Annotated in this window: 13 protein-coding genes; 10 read left to right on the forward strand and 3 right to left on the reverse strand. The window is 42.0% G+C overall.

All coding sequences use genetic code 11. The annotated features are described in order from the left end of the window. Positions 1 to 356: 356 nt before the first annotated feature. Entirely contained in the window at positions 357 to 863 is a 507-nt protein-coding gene (locus tag ACYVIL_RS15800) for an EF-hand domain-containing protein (RefSeq protein WP_460313377.1), read from the reverse strand. Between the two features lie 482 nt (positions 864 to 1,345). On the opposite strand from ACYVIL_RS15800, the gene ACYVIL_RS15805 reads away from it, so the two are divergent. The 3 genes from ACYVIL_RS15805 to ACYVIL_RS15815 all read left to right on the forward strand — a co-directional run bounded on the left by ACYVIL_RS15805 (position 1,346) and on the right by ACYVIL_RS15815 (position 6,691). Next, positions 1,346 to 3,745 carry a TonB-dependent receptor gene (locus ACYVIL_RS15805; protein ID WP_460313379.1) on the forward strand — a complete coding sequence of 800 codons (2,400 nt, stop codon included), beginning with the start codon at positions 1,346 to 1,348 and terminating at the stop codon, positions 3,743 to 3,745. Positions 3,746 to 3,964: 219 nt separating this feature from the next. Then, positions 3,965 to 6,037 carry a TonB-dependent receptor plug domain-containing protein gene (locus ACYVIL_RS15810; RefSeq protein WP_460313381.1) on the forward strand — a complete coding sequence of 691 codons (2,073 nt, stop codon included), beginning with the start codon at positions 3,965 to 3,967 and terminating at the stop codon, positions 6,035 to 6,037. A 186-nt stretch (positions 6,038 to 6,223) separates the two neighbouring features. After that, positions 6,224 to 6,691 carry a pilus assembly FimT family protein gene (locus tag ACYVIL_RS15815; RefSeq protein ID WP_303474963.1) on the forward strand — a complete coding sequence of 156 codons (468 nt, stop codon included), beginning with the start codon at positions 6,224 to 6,226 and terminating at the stop codon, positions 6,689 to 6,691. A 100-nt stretch (positions 6,692 to 6,791) separates the two neighbouring features. On the opposite strand, the gene ACYVIL_RS15820 is transcribed toward ACYVIL_RS15815, so the two are convergent. Then, complete coding sequence (locus ACYVIL_RS15820) at positions 6,792 to 8,084, reverse strand: NAD(P)/FAD-dependent oxidoreductase (protein ID WP_303474962.1); 1,293 nt, start codon at positions 8,082 to 8,084, stop codon at positions 6,792 to 6,794. A gap of 151 nt (positions 8,085 to 8,235) precedes the next feature. Continuing rightward, positions 8,236 to 10,356, reverse strand: coding sequence for a TonB-dependent receptor family protein (locus ACYVIL_RS15825; RefSeq protein ID WP_460313384.1), 2,121 nt, complete (start codon positions 10,354 to 10,356; stop codon positions 8,236 to 8,238). A 407-nt stretch (positions 10,357 to 10,763) separates the two neighbouring features. Between ACYVIL_RS15825 and ACYVIL_RS15830 the strand changes: the two genes are divergently transcribed. The 7 genes from ACYVIL_RS15830 to ACYVIL_RS15860 all read left to right on the forward strand — a co-directional run bounded on the left by ACYVIL_RS15830 (position 10,764) and on the right by ACYVIL_RS15860 (position 20,165). Then, positions 10,764 to 11,930: a porin gene (locus ACYVIL_RS15830; RefSeq protein WP_303474960.1), complete on the forward strand. Its 1,167-nt coding sequence runs from the start codon at positions 10,764 to 10,766 to the stop codon at positions 11,928 to 11,930. 155 nt (positions 11,931 to 12,085) lie between these two features. Then, complete coding sequence (gene exaC / locus ACYVIL_RS15835) at positions 12,086 to 13,603, forward strand: acetaldehyde dehydrogenase ExaC (protein ID WP_303474959.1); 1,518 nt, start codon at positions 12,086 to 12,088, stop codon at positions 13,601 to 13,603. A 121-nt stretch (positions 13,604 to 13,724) separates the two neighbouring features. After that, complete coding sequence (locus ACYVIL_RS15840; RefSeq protein WP_460313386.1) at positions 13,725 to 14,702, forward strand: ABC transporter substrate-binding protein; 978 nt, start codon at positions 13,725 to 13,727, stop codon at positions 14,700 to 14,702. Continuing rightward, positions 14,668 to 15,483 carry an ABC transporter permease gene (locus ACYVIL_RS15845; protein WP_460313388.1) on the forward strand — a complete coding sequence of 272 codons (816 nt, stop codon included), beginning with the start codon at positions 14,668 to 14,670 and terminating at the stop codon, positions 15,481 to 15,483. Before ACYVIL_RS15840 ends, ACYVIL_RS15845 begins: the two co-directional genes overlap by 35 nt. After that, positions 15,477 to 16,226 carry an ABC transporter ATP-binding protein gene (locus ACYVIL_RS15850; protein WP_303474956.1) on the forward strand — a complete coding sequence of 250 codons (750 nt, stop codon included), beginning with the start codon at positions 15,477 to 15,479 and terminating at the stop codon, positions 16,224 to 16,226. The genes ACYVIL_RS15845 and ACYVIL_RS15850 overlap by 7 nt, the downstream gene beginning before the upstream one ends. 68 nt (positions 16,227 to 16,294) lie before the next feature. Next, positions 16,295 to 17,509, forward strand: a complete 1,215-nt coding sequence (gene nosP / locus ACYVIL_RS15855) for a nitric oxide-sensing protein NosP (protein WP_303474955.1) — start codon at positions 16,295 to 16,297, stop codon at positions 17,507 to 17,509. Then, positions 17,472 to 20,165, forward strand: coding sequence for a NahK/ErcS family hybrid sensor histidine kinase/response regulator (locus ACYVIL_RS15860; protein ID WP_460313391.1), 2,694 nt, complete (start codon positions 17,472 to 17,474; stop codon positions 20,163 to 20,165). Before nosP ends, ACYVIL_RS15860 begins: the two co-directional genes overlap by 38 nt. The last annotated feature ends 37 nt before the right edge of the window (positions 20,166 to 20,202 follow it).

Below are 20,202 nucleotides of genomic sequence, written 5' to 3' on the forward strand. Positions count from 1 at the left end.
AAAATCTTTTCTTTATTATTATGAGTACATGGAAGTATTCGTGATCAGAATGACATTAAATCATAAACCAATAGTGAATTCGTTTACTGAAGATTATCACATGTTCTTAATTTAGGTGCTCACCTTAAACTAGACTGGTTAAAAAGGGAATATATACAATTCAGTCAGTTAGCATTAAGCCACGTTTTTCCGATGATAATAAACAAGATTGAAGTAGGTTTTACAAAGGCTTATGCAAGAAAACTGTTGAATGAGTAAAACGCATCAAACCTAATCTAGTTGTTTATAGTCAGGGATTAGGTTTGATGACTTATATTGATTGCAATAAAGGCTGACATTCAGCAACTCAGTTAATATTAAGCAGTGGTATTGATGGGGGGAGCCACCTTATTCATCAGTTCCACGGATTTTTGGACGCCTTCTTTTGAATAGCCTTCGGATTCCAATTCAGTTAGCAAATCTTGCAAACGTGAAGCTGTGGTTTGGTCTTTTGTATCTTCTGCGATAGAAGACAGCATGCTTTTGAATGAGTCAAAATTGACTTCCTTTTGACTATCTTTTTCTCCATATAAGCCTATTTCACCATCCATTTTCGCCATCATTTGCGTCATTTTTTGTTCGCGTTCTTGAATGGCTTTATCGTGTTCTTGCTGGCTTAAATTACCATCGCTGTTTGCGTCCATGTTACTGAACATATCAGCAGATTTAGTACTTTCCACCCCTTGTGCTGATAACGCCTCCAAAAACTCGGTGGCACTGACTACGCCATCTTCGTTCGTGTCTGCAACATCAAATTGTTGTTGGGGTTTCTCTTTTTCGCGGGCAGCTGGATCTATTCCGCCGCCTATGGACATCATACTCATGGTTAGCTCCGGTTGGTAAAGTTCAACTAGTTACTAAGCATTTTTAATTCCAGTTTATGTAAGTATTGTGTAAAGGTGGCATTTTTGTTTTAACTCTATGAAAAGCATGTATTTTATTTACTCTTTAGCCGGATTGAAGCAAGCTAAAGAGTACTTTTTTCCATTAAATTGAGGGTTATTCCGGCATGTTTTTGCCTATTTGCTAGACGCATCTATGGGGGGCAGGAAATGTGCTGCCAGCCCAGTCGTTTTGCCTGCCAATGAAAGTGATGAGAGAAGCGGTCGGCAATGATAGTGAATCAAATCTTATTCTTTGGGTGTGAACTTTAAGTTATTGAATTAAAAGGTTCCTATCTTTAATTCTATATTGCTATTACTACTAAAGTACCCCTTTGATTAACCCATTAGACAATAGGTTAACAGCACACATCTGGCCTACCATTGTTAACTAAACGTTAATGAGTAAAATAAGGCAGTTGAATATGAAACCATGGATAGTCGCTATTTCGGGAGGGATCATTAGCTTTTCCGCAATTGCGGAACAGCCCGGGCCTGAGATCATCGAAAAGTTGGTTATTACAGGGGTATCACCATTAGCAGTGCAGAATGTTGGCAGTATCTATTCGGTAAATCAGGTGCTAACCAGTGAAGATTTATCACCACAGCATGGGGCGTCCTTAGCTCGTTTACTCGATGCTCAACTTTTTAGCGTGTCCATTAATGATGTGACTAACAATCCCTTTCAACCTGATGTGCAATATCGTGGGTTTACCGCTTCACCTTTATTAGGTTTGCCCCAAGGATTGTCAGTCTATTTAAATGGAACCCGTTTTAACGAGCCATTTGGTGATACGGTTAATTGGGATTTACTGCCCACTTCTGCCCTTGAGCAAGTTTCCCTTGTCGCTGGTGCGAATCCATTATTTGGACAAAATACGCTAGGCGGAGCACTGGTTTTACAATCTAAGAATGGTTTTACCTTTGAACAGAATAAAATAAGTCTGCAAGGCGGTGACTATGGTCAGCAAGGGATTAATTTTGAGTCTGGCGGTAATAACGATACCTGGGCCTATTATCTGAACGTTAATACTTACCAGGAAGATGGCTGGCGTGACTATTCTGATAGTGACATTAAACAACTTTTTTCAACAATCAGTTACCAAGGAGACAGCCATCAAGCCGAGTTAACACTTGCAGCCAGTGATAATCGTTTAATTGGTAATGGTGCCATTCCCGTAGAGCTTATTCCATACGAAGGTAGAGATGCGATCTTTACGCGTCCGGATCAAACCGAAACTGCCTTGCGTTTTGTTGGCCTAAAAAACCAATGGGCCCCGTCCGAAGAAACTAACTTAGTGGTTAACCTTTATTATCGAGAGAACGAAATCGTGACTTACAACGGTGACGATAGTGATTACGAAGAGTGTGATGTAGGTTTTGGAGAAACCCTGTGTGTTGAGGATGAAGATGCGGAACTTGCCGAATCAGATGACGATTTTGATGGGGATGAGGAGAGTGACGCTGATGAAGGTGAGGAAGAAGAAGAGTTTGAAACCGATGACGCCGTACACTTTGTGAATTATGCTGCCCTCACCCCCCTTGAAGATATCTCTGCTTATGATGCCGATGATATTGATGGCACAGCGAATACCAGCCTTACCAAGAATCGTTCTTACGGGGTCAGTACAGAGTTAAGCGGTAAGCTTGAGTCAGCCAATTTATCACATCATTGGATTGTGGGTATGGGTGTTGATGTGGCATCAATTGATTTTAGTAGCGATACTGAATTTGCCTTGTTAAACAACGACACCGTGCAAGACAGCCGAGATGTAATGGGTATTGGTGTTTATGATCTCGATTCTAAAGTCCGTTTATCCACGGATGTGCAGCATCTTCACGTGTTTGTGAGTGATAATATTGAATTAAATCAAGATTGGTCTGTGCAATTATCTGGACGTTATAATCGTTCAGACATCGATATGGTTGATGGCGTTGAAACTGGACCTGGTTCGTTAAATGGTGAGCATCAGTTTAATCACTTCAATCCTTCGGTAGGGGTTCACTATCAAACCGACGGCTTTTCTTTTTATACTAGCTATAGTCAATCTTCTCGGACACCTAGCCCCGCTGAATTAAGTTGTGCTGATGAGGATGATCCTTGTAAATTACCTAACGGGTTTGTGGCAGATCCTCCCTTGGAGCAAGTGGTTACTAACACTATTGAGGTGGGGGCTAAATGGCAATATCAACAAACCTTATTAAGTGCAGCCATCTATCGCAGTGATAGTAAAGACGATATTATTTTTCAGCAAGCAGGTGACAGACCCTCCGTTGGCTATTTTGTGAATGTTGATAAAACCCGTCGCCAAGGGGTTGAATTTGGCCTTGCTCACAGCATTGATAAATTAGATATTAATGCCCAGTTAAGCTATTTACAGGCTACCTTTGAATCATCCTTCATGTCTTTTAGCCCGCAAAATCCTCTAGGACCAAACAGACAAGTAAGTCCTGGAGATAAGATACCTGGTCAACCTTCAACCCAGGGTAGTGTTTCTTTTGATTATGCATTGAGCGATGCACTAGCCTTAAATGCAGATATAAGCTATGCCTCTAGTCAATATTTTCGAGGAGATGAAGCCAATGAAAACCGTCAACTTTCAGGCTATACAATTGTAAATTTAGCGGCCAGTTATGCATTTGATAATGGCATTAATTTGGCTCTTCGCTTGGAAAATGCTTTTGATAAGGAGTTTGAGACTTTTGGTACTTATGGGGAAGCTGATGAAGTGTTAGGTGATCTATACCCTGATATTGAATCCCCAGAATTTATTGGCCCCGGTCAACCTAGAACCTTACGTGTGTTCGCGTCTTACGCGTTCTAAGTCAGTTACAAGACTCGCCAAAATGAAAACGCTGTTATTTTAAAGAGTTAAACTGCGTTTAATAGGGTTCAGTCATTGTTTATTTACGATGACTGAACCTTTTTATAGGTTATTTTTTACAAGTCAGTGTCATTAAAAGAAATCGTTCGTGATAACATATTGCCTTCTTTCCCCTGTAATCTGGGGTCACATATTCTGATACAAAGGTCATTCATCACAGTGCGATTTTTCTATTCTTATAAATATTCATTGCTCTTCATTCCTACGTTGTTTTCGTTAAGTACATTTCATGCCATTGCCGATTCCACAAAGCAAAGGACCGGTAATTTAACACCAGCAGCTGTGCAACAAACTCAGAACGAAACTATGCAGGCAGATCATGAAGGTGACGAACACGAAGATGAACATCAACATGGACACGAAGATGAAGTAGAAACCATCACGGTTTCCTCTACACGGGTTGGCCGCAACGTGACCGATGAACCTGTTCGAATTGAAGTGATAAACCAAGAAGAGTTACAAGAAAAAGCCATGATGCGACCTGGTAACATATCCATGCTGGTGGCGGAAACCGGTGGGGTTCGTGTACAAACCACTTCTCCTGCATTGGGCAGTGCGAATATTCGACTACAAGGTTTGTTTGGTCGCTATACTCAGTTGCTAAATGATGGCTTAGCCCTGTATGGAGGCCAAGCTGCGTCCATTGGTTTGCTGCAAATTCCGCCCACTGATTTGGCGCGAGTAGAAATTATCAAAGGTTCGGCATCGTCTCTATATGGGGGCTCAGCCATGGGGGGAGTCATTAACCTTGTTTCTCGTAAACCTTCTGATGAAGCTCAAGGAGAAGTACTGGTTAATGTTACCTCCAGAGACGGACAAGACTTAACCACTTATTTAGCTGCTCCGTTAAATGATTCGCTGGGGGTATCTTTGACCGCTGGGGGTCATCACCAAAGTACCCAAGATTTTGATGGGGATGGATGGATTGATATGGCTGGTTATGAACGTTATACCGCTCGACCTCGTCTATTTTGGGAGGGGGAAAGTGGCGCAACCTTGTATGCCACTGTGGGTTATATGACGGAAAATCGTCAAGGTGGCACCCTTGAAGGCTATACCTTACCCGATGGTGGTTTTTTTCAGCAGACCCAAGACAGTGAGCGCATTGATAGTGGCATTATTGCCACTGGCCCCTTGGGAGATGTTTTGACTTGGAATGTACGCGGCTCAGCCATGGTGCAAAACCATGATAAACAGTTTGCCGAAGATATAGATGAAGATCGCCACGAAAGTTATTTAGTAGAAAGCACCCTGTCTGGTTATACGGACAAATCTCAATGGGTCGTCGGTGTCGCTATGCAGTCAGATAGTTTTGCTTCAGAGTATTATCCTGAGTTTGATTATACCTTTGATGTACCAGGTATATTTGCACAAGCGGATTATGAATTAAACGAGCATTTATCGACTTCGTTAAGTATGCGTTTAGATGATCACAGTGAGTATGGCAGCCAATTAAGCCCTCGTGTCTCCTTATTATATCGCCCACAAGACTGGACTGTTAGAGCTTCTTATGGTCGTGGCTATTTCGCACCTACCCCCTTTGTAGAAGAAATAGAAGCAGCGGGTCTGTCCCACTTAGCACCGTTGGAAAATATCCAAGAAGAAACGGCGGTCACTTCGTCTCTGGATATTGGACGTCAATTTGAATACATTGAAGCTAATGTGACGTTTTTCGCCTCAAATGTTGAGCATGTTACCGAATTAGAAGCTTATGCGTCAGAAATGGATGGCCCCCTTGATCGTGTCCGCTTGGTAAATACTGAAGGGGAGTCGCGTATTTACGGTTCAGAATTAATGCTGCGCTATAAGTGGGAAGACTTTAAGGTGACCGCCAGTTATTTGTTCTTAGATGCAACCGAATACAATGCAACCAGCGACAGTCGTCAAGATATTAAGTTGACCCCTAAACATTCGGCTGGACTTGTTGCCATGTGGGAGCAGCACGGCAAAGGGCGAGTGGGTTTTGAAGCCTACTATACTGGAACTCAACGATTGAGTGGCAATCCTTACCGTTCTGCTAGTAAACCTTACTGGCACCTTGGTTTATTGGGTGAAATCACCCTAGGTCAGTACAGTTGGTTTATTAATGCAGAGAATTTACTTGATGTTCGTCAAACAAAAGAAGACCCGTTAGTGCTACCAATGCGCGCTCCGGATGGTCAATGGACCACGGATATTTGGTCTCGCAATGATGGTTTTACCGTAAATGCCGGTATCAGAATGCGCTTTTAATTTTTCGTTATTCAACTTCGAGCAAACCGTTTATTGGGCATGAAGAATCATACTTATGTATGCTATGTTATTGATTAAACGCCAATAAAATCGTTTTCTTTTGCTAGTAATTACTTAAAATAGCAACTTGTGAACATAGCGCTATGATACTGGTAAATTGATAGATTATCGAAAAGGAGCTTAACATTGAACGGAAAAAGTACAGGATTTACATTAATAGAATTGGTCATTGTTATAGTGATCCTAGGAATTCTTGCTGCAGTTGCAGCTCCAAGGTTTATTAATTTAGGTACAGATGCTCGTTTAGCTGCTTTGGACGGATTAGAAGGCGCGATGCGCTCAGCATCAGAATTAGTCCATTATAAAGCGACCATTGAACAAAAAACCGATTGTGACACAGACCCGACCATTGATTTAGGTAGTGATTCTATCACGCTGCGATGCGGATATGCTTGCCCGCATCCAAGTGGTATTGCCAATGCACTCGAAGTTGATGATGACTTTACCTGGGTTGGGGGAAACTGCAGCGGACAGTTAGGTAATATTGATGTGCAGTTCAGTTCTGCACCTGATCCTAGCAACTGCAAAATTCGCTACGTATCTGCTAGAGAAAATAGAGAGCCGACGTTTACCCAAACAACCACAGGTTGCTAGAGCAACTATATTCATTAGTGGGTTGCGAATTAGGTAACACCAAAAAGCCCGAAATGTTCGGGCTTTTTTGTGTCTGTCAATTTACCGCTGCTAAGTAGAGTTAGTGCAGTTTTAACTTAGGGCCAACAATGTTTCTGACTTTGCGGAAAAATAAGATAAATATCCCTTTAAACCAGCCATGTATGGCAAATAAATGCATGTTATATAAAGAAATGTAAACCAATTTGGCTAATCGCCCTTCAATAAACATACTGCTGTTAGACAGTGCCCCCATCAAATTACCCACAGTGCTATATTTACTCAAATGCACCAAAGAACCATAGTCCTTGTATACATACTTCTGGCCTGGTTTATGGTTAAACTCATTAATAATGTTAGTTGCCGCTGTGCTAGCCATTTGGTGGGCAGATTGAGCCCGCGGCGGCACCCAACGCCCATCTTCTTGTTGAAATCCGCAACAATCACCAATGGCATACACGTTTTCATCTATGGTACTTTTTAGATACGGCGTGACCAAAATTTGATTAGCACGGTTGGTTTCAAAAATGCCCAGTTGAGTAATAAAATCTGGAGCTTTTACCCCCGCAGACCAGACCATTAAATCTGCCTCAATTAGCTCATCATCGCTGGTAACAAATCCCTCTTTTTTCGCCGCAGTTACCTTGGTGCCTTCCAACACTTTTATGCCTAGCTTGGTTAAAGCCTGACGAGCTGAGTTGGTGATTTTTTCCGGTAACGCGGGAAGGATACGTTCCCCAGCTTCAATAATGGTCACGGTTAATTTGTCGGCAGACATTTCCGGCATGCCATAAGCTCTGGCAAGGTTGGCCACATGATGCAATTGTGCTGCTAATTCAGTCCCGGTTGCTCCTCCTCCCACAATAGCTACATGCAAGGGTTTACTGTCGACCCCTTTTTGATTGATCCGCAAAAGTTGATTAAGCAATGCTTTATGAAAACTTTCAGCTTGAGCCAGTGAATCAAGGAAGTAACAGTGGTCGGCTACCCCTGGTGTGCCAAAATCATTGCATACACTGCCAATGGCAAGCACTAAAGTGTCGTACTTTAAGGTGCGTTTAGGCAAGATAAGTTGGTCATTTTCGTCGAACAAAGGAGCAAGTTCAATTTGCTTGTTTTGGTTATCGATGTGGCACATATTGCCCAGTTGAAACTGGTATTTATTGGCAACCGCGTGAATGCGATAGTTAATCCCATCTGAGTTCTTATCAATGACGCCAGCTGCGACTTCGTGTAACAGTGGTTTCCATACATGATTCTGGCTTTTATCAACCAGAATTATTTCTGCTTTGTTTTTTCGTCCTAGTTTCTGACTAAGGCGTTTGACTATTTCTAGGCCGCCAGCGCCTCCTCCTACAACAATTATTTTTTTCATTTAGGTTCTCCAATCATTCCAGATAGGACATTTAGGTTGTAAAAGGCTTATCTTGAAAGACTAGTGTAATTTAAAACTTTAGGGCAGTTATACTGCCCTAAAGTGAATGTCGTCAGCGTGAATTGTTATAAATACTCGCTTCCATTGTTGACTACCAGGTGTAATCCACTGACACCATCATATTTCTCGGTCTACCTGGAAAATAGCGATCTCCACCAAAGCTGGTGTAGTCGGCTCTTTCTGCGTAGTTGCTATCCGTAAGATTGTTGATTCTAGCAAATACAGTTAACGCCTCAGTGACTTGCATCGACGCTCTGAGGTTCAATACATCGTGCCCATCATAGCGGTGTAAATTTTCTGGATTCGTGTAGTAACTGCCCATATGCTCCCATTCTAACTCAGTTCTGGTTGAACTATTAATATTCCAACCAAGACGAGTATTGGCGATGGTTTTTGGCGCGGTATCAATATAGTTACCGTTGATATCAATATCGCTAAGAATTTGACTGTAGGAATAAGTATGTTTGGCATAACTTGCCGCCATCTTTAAATCCCAATTTTCAGCGATCTGATACTGTAATTCTAGCTCAACACCACGATGTCTTGATTCGCCATCGTTGACATTGTAATAGTCGCTATCCCGAAAGATGAAGTTGTCTTTATCCATGTTGTAAATGGATACCACGTAACTCAGGCCTTCAAATTGACCTTTTACGCCAACCTCAGCATTAGTGACCGTTTCAGAGTCCAAATCTGCGACTTCTTGTTCTCGTTGCAGGCGGTATAATTCAGTTGCTTGGGGAGCGCGATAGCCTTTGGATAGATTTGCATAAAATTGCGTGTTTTCAGAAAACTGATAACCAATACCCAGTTTCGGGGAAGTATTACTATAGCTGTTTTCAGACGACGGAGGACGACTGTAACGGCAACCGCCAAAACCACATTCAGTACCATCATCCCGTGTGCGACCGCTTAGCATATTGTTGGTGTAATCATAATTCATATGTTCGTAGCGCAGACCAAAAGACACTAACCATTTGTCTTTTTGCCAGTCCAATGAAACAAAAGGCGCGTACAAGGTCGCATCGACATCGTAGTCGTAGTGCATTCCAATGGGTACCGTCTCTGTTAAAAACGCAGATCCTTCCGTCTCAGCGTCTTGATATTGGCGCATACTGCCTTCCGATTGCTCTGCATCTAAGCCTATGCTGACGGTGAGGTTTTCCGTTGCAGTGTGTTTCCACATAGATTGCACACCAAAACCATCTTGATCATTTTCTTCCATCGGTGTGCCAGGTAAAAAATGCATTAAAAACGACATATTTTGATTACGTATATAAGGGGTTATTGAGAGCACATCTTGGTCGGTTAAATTCCATAGGGCATTTGACCATAATCTCAAAGATTTGGCCTTTCTAAAGGCTTCAGGATTTTCATTCGCCTGAGCTAAGTCTTCATCTTTGTAACTTTCAAAACCAGTTATATAGCCTGCCGTTTCCTGATCTAAATTGGTGTAGGTCAGTCCGGTGGTAAAGGTAACGTTATCAGCTTCATAGCGGTGGCGAAGGTTAACCTTTTCCTGATCAACACTTTCTTCATCTCGATACCCGGAATCTCGGGTGATACTAGCATTGATACCAATGCCCGAATTGCCAAAGTCAGCCCCCTGACGAAATTTGTATCGGTTATAGCCAAAGGAGCCGTAATCGATGCCAATTAGTCCCGCGTCCACAGTGGTATCAGGGGTAATAACATTAATTACACCGTGTACTGCATTAGAGCCATAAAATGCTGAGCCAGGCCCTTTTATCACATCTATGCTTTGCGCCATTTCGCTGTGGGCTTCAAATAGTTCGTTAATATTACAGAAGCCTGCTGCTCGTAAGGGGATGCCATCTTCAGCGGTAAGAATGCCTCCGCAAGCGCCTGAACCTGACATTACTTGAGAGCGCAAAGCGGGTAGGTATTCTTGTCCATTTCCTCGCTGCACCCCGGCACCTGCAATAAAGCTAAGAGCTTCTTCGATATGGGTAGATGCTAATAATCCAAGGGTTTGTTCGTCAATGGTACTCACTACATAAGGTAAGTTGGCAGTGTTAGTTGCGACACGAGTGGCTGTGGTGGTGATTCGTTCGATCCCATCGGGTGATTCTTGGGCGATAACTGATAACGGCAATAGGCAGGTGAATACACCTATGTGAGCAAGTCGAACAGATTTACTTAAGGGAGTAAGTGACGATACTTGCTGAAGGGTTTTAGTTAGAGAAATCATATGAATACAGCCTTCTTAGTCATAATTTGGGAACGCAGTTTGACACTTACAGAGTTACAAATCTAGGTTCATTTTAGTATCTAAATAGTATGTTGCTTTTATGTTAATTAGTAGTTCGGTTAGCTGCACTTTACGCACTGTTTTTATACGACTTTACAGTCCTAAGAGAACTACTTCCATCGGCTACTACTTTGGAACTAGATCTTTAGTGCCTTTATTTTTGAAGACTAAAGTGCAACACAAAGAGACCAATCGACGAGTTTCTAAATTGTCTTTAGCAAACAATACTAAATCAACAAAAAAAGTGCATCGGCAACGTATCGATGCATAGGGCTGGAGTGACCCGGGATAGATAGTTCATGTTGCTCTCCCAATAATACTAACAATCAAACAGGGTACACATGAGCATGAATAAATTTACATTAACAAAAGTGAGTTTGGCCGTTTTAGGCTTAGTTAGCGGCTGTGCTTCAGCAGCTGTCACCATTTACGATGACCCCGAGGTGGCGAGTGTCTCGGTGGATGCATCATTCAATACTTTTTATGTGTCTAGTAGCACGGATAACGACATTACGGGAATAGATCGTGATCAATCTCGAGTCAAAATGGGTTTTCTTCCTAACTATGTTGGGATGAATTTTAGTAAAGAAATAGATGGTGTGAAGATCGGTGGCCGCTCTTCTTTTTGGGTCACCATAAATGATAGTAATACCGGCGTAACGTCAACGGGCATCGATGTTCGTCAATTTTATGCCACCTTGGATTTTGACTGGGGGCAAGTGCTAATAGGGAAAGATTTCACACTATTTAATCGTTCTAATATCTTTCTAGATGAAATCCTGCAGGGGTATGGCAACGTTAATGACACCCTAGGCCTTATCGATGGTCAAGGGGTTTCATTTGGCAATATTGGTACAGGTTATACCTACCCGATGCCTACGGCACAAATCACCTATCGTTCACCGGAATTTGCTGGCGGTTTTAAATTAGCCATTGGCTTAATCGATCCGGCAAACACCTCAACCGATACCGGAGCTGGTCGCTCTAGTGAAGAAAGCACTCCTCGAATTGAAGGCGAATTAACCTACACCAGTAAGTTTGATGACGGAATGTTTAATGCGTTTGTTGGTTTCCTTTCGCAAACCACTGAAAGCGACATTCAAGGTGACGTGGACTCCACAGGGTATTCCTATGGTGCAAAGGTTAACGTTGGCGGCTTCGCCCTAAATGCTTCTGGATTCACAGGCGAGGCCATTGGGCTTTTGTTGGGTCCTACAGATAATGCTTTGGGTTTACAAAATCTACTTTATGAAAATGGCGACGAGGTGGATAGCAGTGGTTATCTGGTACAAGGCTCCTATAAAACCGGTGCAAACCGATTTGTCTTGTCCTATGGCAATACTGAAGTTGAGACCGAAGTGCCGTGGGAAATGGATGGTGCCCAAGCTGCTTGGTTCTATAGCTATAACAGCGCAGTGACCTTTGTGGTGGAGTATGACTTAAACGAAATTTCAATTGGTGACGCCAGCGAAGAAGTTAAATCTATTGCCTTGGGTGCCATTGTGAACTTTTAAGTTTTTAACTTTCAATTTTTGCCCTGAATTTTAGGGCAAAAATTATTTTCCGGCAGCCGGTGCCGGTGTGACTTCCAACCTCATTTTGGGGAGGGAGATACAAAGTCCGGCAAACTGGTAACGCTTTTACAAATATGAACACCGGAGTAAATAAAATGATATATGCAAATCCTGGAAGTGAAAATTCACTGGTAACCTTTAAACAACAGTATGGTAATTACATTGGTGGCGAATGGGTCGCACCGGTGAAGGGGCAATATTTTGATAATGTGTCTCCCGTTAACAACGAAGTGTTTTGTTCGGTTCCGCGTTCAAGCGTGGAAGATATTGACTTAGCATTAGATGCAGCCCACAAAGCAAAAGATGCATGGGGTAAAACCTCTGCAACAGACCGTTCAAATATACTATTAAAAATTGCAGATCGCATTGAGCAAAATCTCGAAATGCTCGCCGTGGCAGAAACATGGGATAACGGTAAAGCCGTTCGAGAAACCTTAAATGCAGATATTCCATTGTGTGTTGACCACTTCCGCTATTTTGCTGGCTGCTTGCGCGCGCAAGAAGGCAACATGAGTGAAATTGATGAGAAAACCATTGCTTATCATTTCCATGAGCCTTTAGGTGTGGTTGGCCAAATCATCCCATGGAACTTCCCGATACTCATGGCCGCTTGGAAGTTGAGCCCAGCCTTGGCTGCAGGTAACTGTGTGGTAATGAAACCCGCTGAGCAAACTCCCGCTTCAATATTAGTGTTAATGGAGTTAATAGGCGACTTACTACCGCCAGGCGTGCTTAACATTGTAAACGGTTTTGGTAAAGAAGCGGGTGAAGCTTTAGCCACAAGTAAACGTATTGCTAAAATTGCCTTTACCGGTTCAACACCCGTTGGTTCACATATTCTAAAATGTGCAGCGGAAAACATTATTCCTTCTACCGTTGAGTTAGGCGGTAAGTCTCCTAATATCTATTTTGAAGATGTTATGAGTCATGAAGATGAATATCTGAGCAAGTGTGTTGAAGGAACGGTTTTAGCGTTCTTCAACCAAGGTGAAGTGTGTACCTGTCCTTCTCGCGCACTGATCCAAGAATCTATCTATGATGATTTCATTTCGCTTGTCGTTGCCCGTACACAACAAATCAAACGCGGTAACCCATTAGATACCGACACCCAAGTCGGGGCTCAAGCTTCAGAACAGCAATATGACAAAATTCTAAGCTACCTCGATATTGGTAAAAAAGAAGGTGCCGAAGTGCTTATTGGTGGCGGACCGGCGATGGTGGAAGGCTTCAGCAAAGGTTTTTATGTTGAACCTACTCTACTCAAAGGTCGCAATGATATGCGTGTGTTCCAAGAAGAAATTTTTGGACCAGTTGTAGGTGTGACTACTTTTAAAGATGAAGCAGAAGCACTGGCCATTGCCAACAACTCTGAATTTGGTTTAGGCGCAGGTTTGTGGACTCGTGACATGAACCGTTCATACCGTATGGGACGTGCGATACAAGCCGGTCGTGTATGGACGAACTGTTATCATGCTTATCCTGCTCACGCTGCTTTTGGTGGTTATAAAAAATCAGGTGTAGGTCGTGAAAACCATAAAATGGCGTTAGGTCATTATCAGCAAACCAAGAATTTATTGGTGAGCTACGACACCAACCCATTGGGCTTTTTCTAAAAGCGTTGCCTTGTAAAAGGCGTAAGTCTGGTTTCCACACATTGTGTGGAAACCTTTTTCGCTTTTGCCATTGGATAGCATGAAGAAGAACCATCTTGCCATTCATAAAAACGGAGTGTGTATGCGAATTTCAACCTTTTTAGTCGTGTTTTTGTGGTTATTATTTGGCGCAGTCGCTCAGGCTAATGACACCATTCGTGTTGGGGTTTTGAAATATGGCACCCTTAATTGGGAGATGGATGTTTTAGAAAAATTACAATTAGCAAAACACTACAACCTTAAGATTGAACGCATCCCCTTGGGTTCTCCACAGGCATTATTAGTTGCCTTACAGGGTGGGTCGGTGGATGTGATTCTTAATGATTGGTTATGGGTAGCACGCCAAAAAGAAGCTGCTCGGGATTTCTATTTTTACCCTTATTCCACAGCGGCTGGAGCCCTGGTAACCCATCCTCAGGCAAAGATTAAAACTCTGGCTGATTTACGCGGCAAAACCATCGGTATTGCGGGGGGCAATACTAATAAAAACTGGGTTTTGTATCGTGCTTTTTTAAAACAACAAGCTAATTTAGATCTGGCTCAAGATCTAAAGGTAAAATTTGCTGCCCCGCCAATGCTTAACGCGTTGCTGAGCAAAGGTGATTTAGATGCAGTGGTTAACTTTTGGCACTATGCCGCCCAATTAAACGCGCAGGGTATGACGTCTTTAGTCACTATGCCCGAGGTATTAGAGGCGCTGAAAGTAGAGGGCCAGGTTCCGGTTTTGGGATGGGTATTTAAACAACAATGGGCCGATGATAATAAGGGGGCTATTAATCGTTTCTTGAGTATGTCAGCCCAAGCACGTCAACGTATGAAGCTGGACGACGATATCTGGTCACAGATCCCAACCTTAACCCAAAAATATCCCGCCCATGTGCAGCCTTTTCTAATTGACGGTTATCGACAAGGCATTCCTGATGCCCTTGCTGAAGCCCAGAAAATACAAATAGATTCACTCTTTCAACTGATTAAGGCCAATGACAGTCAACAAGCATTGACGGGCAATTTGGGAGGCTTACCAGATGATATCTTCTGGCGTCACAGCGATGTTAGATAAAAACATTCAGCCAAAGCAAACAAAAAGTCGTGGTAGCAACACAAGTACACTTATTCGTATTGCATCTTTGTTGCTGTTATTGGCTATCTGGCAATTAAGTGTATGGCTTTTTGCAGTGCAAATGCTGCCGTCGCCAACGGCGGTTTTTAACGCCCTTATTGACCACATTGCGTCAAATGAATTGCCCTATCATTTGGGCGTAACTCTGCAACGGGTGGCGTTTAGCTTTACTATAGCAATGCTACTTGGCTCGGCAATCGGCTTGCTAATGGGCTATTTCAAAAAGGTTGATATTTGGTTCGATAGCTTACTTACTTTAGGGTTAAATATCCCAGCATTAGTGACGATCATTTTGTGTTTTATGTGGTTCGGGTTAAATGAATTTTCTGCAGTGTTAGCAGTTATTTTGAACAAAGCGCCTAATGTTGCTGTCACTTTACGTGAGGGAGCAAAAGCCATCGATAAAAGTCTGATGGAGGTAGCGAAAGTCTATCAATTACCCTGGCAGCGAACTTTAACAAAAGTTTATCTACCACAACTTTATCCGTATTTTTTAGCCGCAGCGAGAACGGGGTTAGCGCTAGTTTGGAAAATTGTCTTAGTCGTCGAATTAGTGGGGTGTAGCGACGGTGTTGGTTTTCAACTGGGTAACTTTTTTCAGTTTTTCGATATTACTAGTATCTTGGCATATACCTTTGCCTTTGCTGCAATTATTTACACCATTGAAGGCCTCGTTTTAAGGCCTTGGGAACGCAAAGTAACAAGGTGGCGAAAATGCTAACTATTGATATCCAAAACAAAAGCTTTGATTCTGACGTCAGTATTATTAAAAACCTTCATTTTTCGGTAGATAAAAACGAAATTGTAGCTCTAATTGGACCATCGGGGGCAGGTAAAAGTACATTGCTTAACCTCATTGCTGGTCTTGATGAAGAATTTGAAGGCACGATTACAAGTGCAAGTTGTGCAACCCATAATATTGGTTTGATGTTTCAAGAAGCACGGCTAATGCCCTGGTTAACGGTATTGGAAAATGTGCTATTGGTAGCAGAAGGTCGAAAAGATAAACAGAAGGCAAAGCAAGATGCCTTAGACATTCTCAAGTTGGTTGGAATGGAAAGTCACGAGCATGCTTATCCGAAACAATTATCAGGCGGTATGACTAAACGTGTTGCTCTAGCTAGGGCATTTATGTTTAACCCTGAAGTGTTACTTATGGATGAACCTTTTGCTTCCTTAGACGCGCCTTCTGCAGAACAATTAAGACAGAAGTTACTCATTCTTCAACAACAAATGAGCTCTAGTATTTTATATGTGACCCATGATTTAACAGAGGCCGTGGCCATAGCCGATAGGATCATATTTTTAACTGAAAAACCGATGACCGTTATCGAGCAAAGAGAGGTATCTCTTCCTCGACCACGGTATTTACACGATCCTGAGGTAAGCGAAATTTGTCAATTTTTTTACCGACAATTTCCAGATTTACTATGCTCACATGAAAATAGTGCTAAATGCATGTGAAACATGATGGCTATTGTTGTTAAGCAATTGTGAAAGAGATAATATTCCTCCATACCTCAGGAGGAAACATGGGCACTCAAAACCTACATTTAAATGTGGTGGAAAAATCTATCCCAGGCGTAGTAAAAGCCGGTTCGGAACATACCGATCCTGTGCTTGCTGCCCAGGAAATTTATACTGCGATTGCGTCATGCAAACCTACGTGCGTGGTGTTTTATTGTGGGGTTAATTATTCACAAGCTGAACTCTCTAAAGAGTTAACTAGGTACTTTTCAGATACTGTCGTAATAGGCTGTACCTCGGCAGGTGAAATTACCCCGTTGGGCTATCGTAAACACAGTATTAGCGCGTTTGCATTGAGTAGTAGTGAATTTGCTGTTGAGTCCATATTAATTGAAGATTTGGCCACCTTTAATGTATCTGAATCGGACGTTTTAGTTGGCAATATGATGGATAACTTGCGGAAAAAAGCCGTGTCTCCCCATCCTATTGAAAAGCAGTGTTTTGCTTTATCGCTACTAGATGGTTTGTCGGTTCGTGAAGAGTTAGTGATAAATGCATTAAGTTTAAGTTTGCAAGATATCCCCATTGTGGGTGGTTCAGCAGGCGATGATCAGAACTTTCTGAATACTCAAGTTTATTACAATGGTCAATTTTACAGCAATGCTGCGGTAATCATGCTAGTGAATACAATTTGTGAGTTTGAAGTGTTTAGTCAGCACCATTTAGCGCCGGAAAACGAGAAGTTAGTGGTTACTCAGGTTGCGCCTAACTCCCGGGTGGTTCATGAGTTCAATGCCGAACCAGCAGCATTAGAATATTGTAGGATCAATGGTTTAAAGCTCGAAGATTTAAATTCTAAAACCTTTGCTATGTATCCTTTGGCGGTGCAATTTGGTGAACAACTTTACATTCGCAGTATTCAAAAAGTGAATGATGATCTGAGCTTAACGTTTTTCTGTGCCATAGATTCAGGTGTTGTATTAACCAAAATGATGTCGCCTGGGTTGTTACCCCATACATCGCTTATATTTAATTTACTAAAAGAATCAGTAGGTGAAATGCAACTGGTTATTGGATTTGATTGTATTCACCGACGTATAGAAATAGAACACCATGATATTGCCGAACAAATGTCTGTTATGTATCGAAAGAACAATGTAATCGGCTTTAGTACCTATGGCGAACAAATTAACGGATTGCACCTGAATCATACTTTTACGGGTGTTGCTATTGGATATCCCTATGACCCGAACCAACCTAGCCTCATCAAAAAACAGTGATCTAACTGGCAAAGTTGATCATCACAGAAATGAGTTAGAACAACTGCGTTATGAGAACCAAAAACTTAGCAAAATAAACAATGTTTTGATGCGCCGAGTAGAGATGGGATGGGGTAACCACAGTGACGCATATCAATCCTTTGAAGATGCCGCACTTCTGGCAGATAAAGTAAAAGAACGAACCCAAAAACTTCAACAAACACTTCACCGTCTAGAAGAATCAAATCAAAAATTAGAGCAAGCACGCTTAGATGCTGAACGAAATAGACAAGCGTCAGATCAAGCTCGGCAGCGGCTGAATGATGCTATCGAAAGTATTTCTGATTCCTTTGCTCTATTTGATGCAGATCGAAAAATGGTGATGGTAAATAGTCGTTGTGGTCAATTCTGGCGTAAACACAATATTAATTTTGAAATTGGTAAAACGACCTTTCAGGAAATCACTGCCGCATCTTTACCCTATGTAGACATGCAAGCTAAAGCACAAAAAACCGTGGGAATGTACCCTGACCCTATTACTCATACCATTTTTAAACTAAAGGATGGTACTTGGATACAAATGTCCGAGCGCAAAACCTCCGAAGGTGATTTGGTGGTGATTTATACCGACATCACCAACATTAAGCAAAGCGAAGAATTACGCTATGAAAAAGCCATGGCGGAGCAAGCCCAGGTACTTAAATCTACCCTAGAAAACATGTCTCAAGGCATCGCTTTGGTGAATGCAAAGGGCAATATCGAGACTTGGAATAAACGTTTTCTACAATTAGCAGGGATACAAAAAAGTAAAATAACTCGCGGTGATAATTATCTTGAACTACTTCAAGGCAGTGAGTTGGATGAGTCACTCTCCGAAAGTGAATTGCCTAGTATGTTATTATCGCAAGGCGATTTTGAGGCTGAAAAAACCTTACAAAGCGGTAAAGTTATTTTAATCAAACGTCACTTAATTACGAGTGGTGGGTACCTTAACAGTTATACCGATATAACAGAGCGCAGCCTCAATCAACAGGCGCTGCAAGAAAGTGAACAGCGTATTCGGTTAATCACTGATGCTATGCCAGCACTAATATCTTATGTAAATAAAGACATGTGTTACGAGTTCGTGAATCGTGAATTTGAAAAGTGGTTCCATCGTTCTCGCTCAGAAATTATTAGCCACCACCTTAATGAGGTGTTAGGCGAAGAAGAGTTCAACAAACTCTATATTTATATTGAGAGAGCCATGCAAGGGCAATCAGTGAATTTTGAACTTGAGCACCGGCATGATGGTGGAAATCCACGTATTTCAAACAAGACATTCATTCCCCATTTTGATCAAGATCGTAACGTCATTGGTTTTTTCACCTTAGAACAAGATGTGACTGAACAGCGCAGAACGGCTAAAGCACTGCGTCATGCTTACGACTACATGGAACAGCGAGTTAATCAACGTACTCAAAAAATATCAGAAATTAATCTGCAATTACGTCAAGAAATAGAAGATCGGCAGCTAGCTGAAAAAAGTTTAATTGCCGCAAAAAGCGAAGCAGACCGCGCCAATGAGTCTAAAAGTAAATTCCTTGCAGCCACTAGCCATGATTTATTGCAGCCGATGAATTCTTCGCGCTTGTTTGTGGCCGCTCTGAATGAACTTAGCTTAAGTGATGATGCCCAAAAACTACTTAGTTCATTAAGTTATTCTTTGGAAAACCTTGAGTCATTAATCAGTGCCTTAGTGGATATTTCAAAACTTGAAGCCGGTCTTATTGAGCCGGTATTGGAAGATTTTTCGGTAAATGATTTACTGAATAATTTGGCCAGTGAATTTACTAAGCAAACAGAATCAAAGAATTTGCGTTTTAGATTTAGTGGCTCAACCAGTGTGGTTCGCTCAGATCCCTATTTGTTAGCTCGGATTTTACGTAATTTATTAAGTAACGCAGTACGTTATACCAATGAAGGTTCAATACTGCTAGGAGTGCGCAGACGCAAATCCGCTCTGGAAATACAGGTGTGTGATACTGGTATTGGTATTCCAGATGATAAGTTAGTGGAAATATTCCATGAGTTTAATCGTATTGATGGTAAAAAGCGCCGACATGATCAGGGGTTGGGATTAGGGCTTGCCATTGTGGAAAAGTTGGCCGGTGTTATGAATCATCGTATTTCTGTAACTTCTACTGAAGGGCAAGGGTCCAAATTTAGTATTTTCATTCCCTATGGCAGCAAAACTGCTCAAGATTTATCCGTCAATCAAGTTACGGCTCGAGACAGGTTTAATAGCCATTTAGACGCAGCCAATATTTTGATTATTGATAACGATATGGAAATTTGTTCTGGTATGGAGACCCTGTTACAAGGCTGGGGGTGTGAAGTAACCAGCGTTCAAACATTAGCACAATTGCAGGATCACAATTGGTTGAGCGCATTGGCGCCAGAATTAATTATTGCTGACTTCCATCTTGATAATGGTGAAACCGGTTTTGACGCGTTAAAGATCACCGAACACGTATTGGGTAAATCAGTTCCGGTCATTATGATCACTGCCAACTATACTAATGAGCTGCGTCAACAAGTTAGGGAAAAAGGTTACTCGCTACTGAATAAGCCCGTAAAACCTCACAAAATGAAGTTGGCAATTTCTAATTTGTTATCTAACAAACAGTCCAGCTAGCCTGAGCAGTCCATTGTTACAATGGGAGTCTTAGGTG

It is taken from the genome of Aliiglaciecola aliphaticivorans (assembly GCF_054782055.1).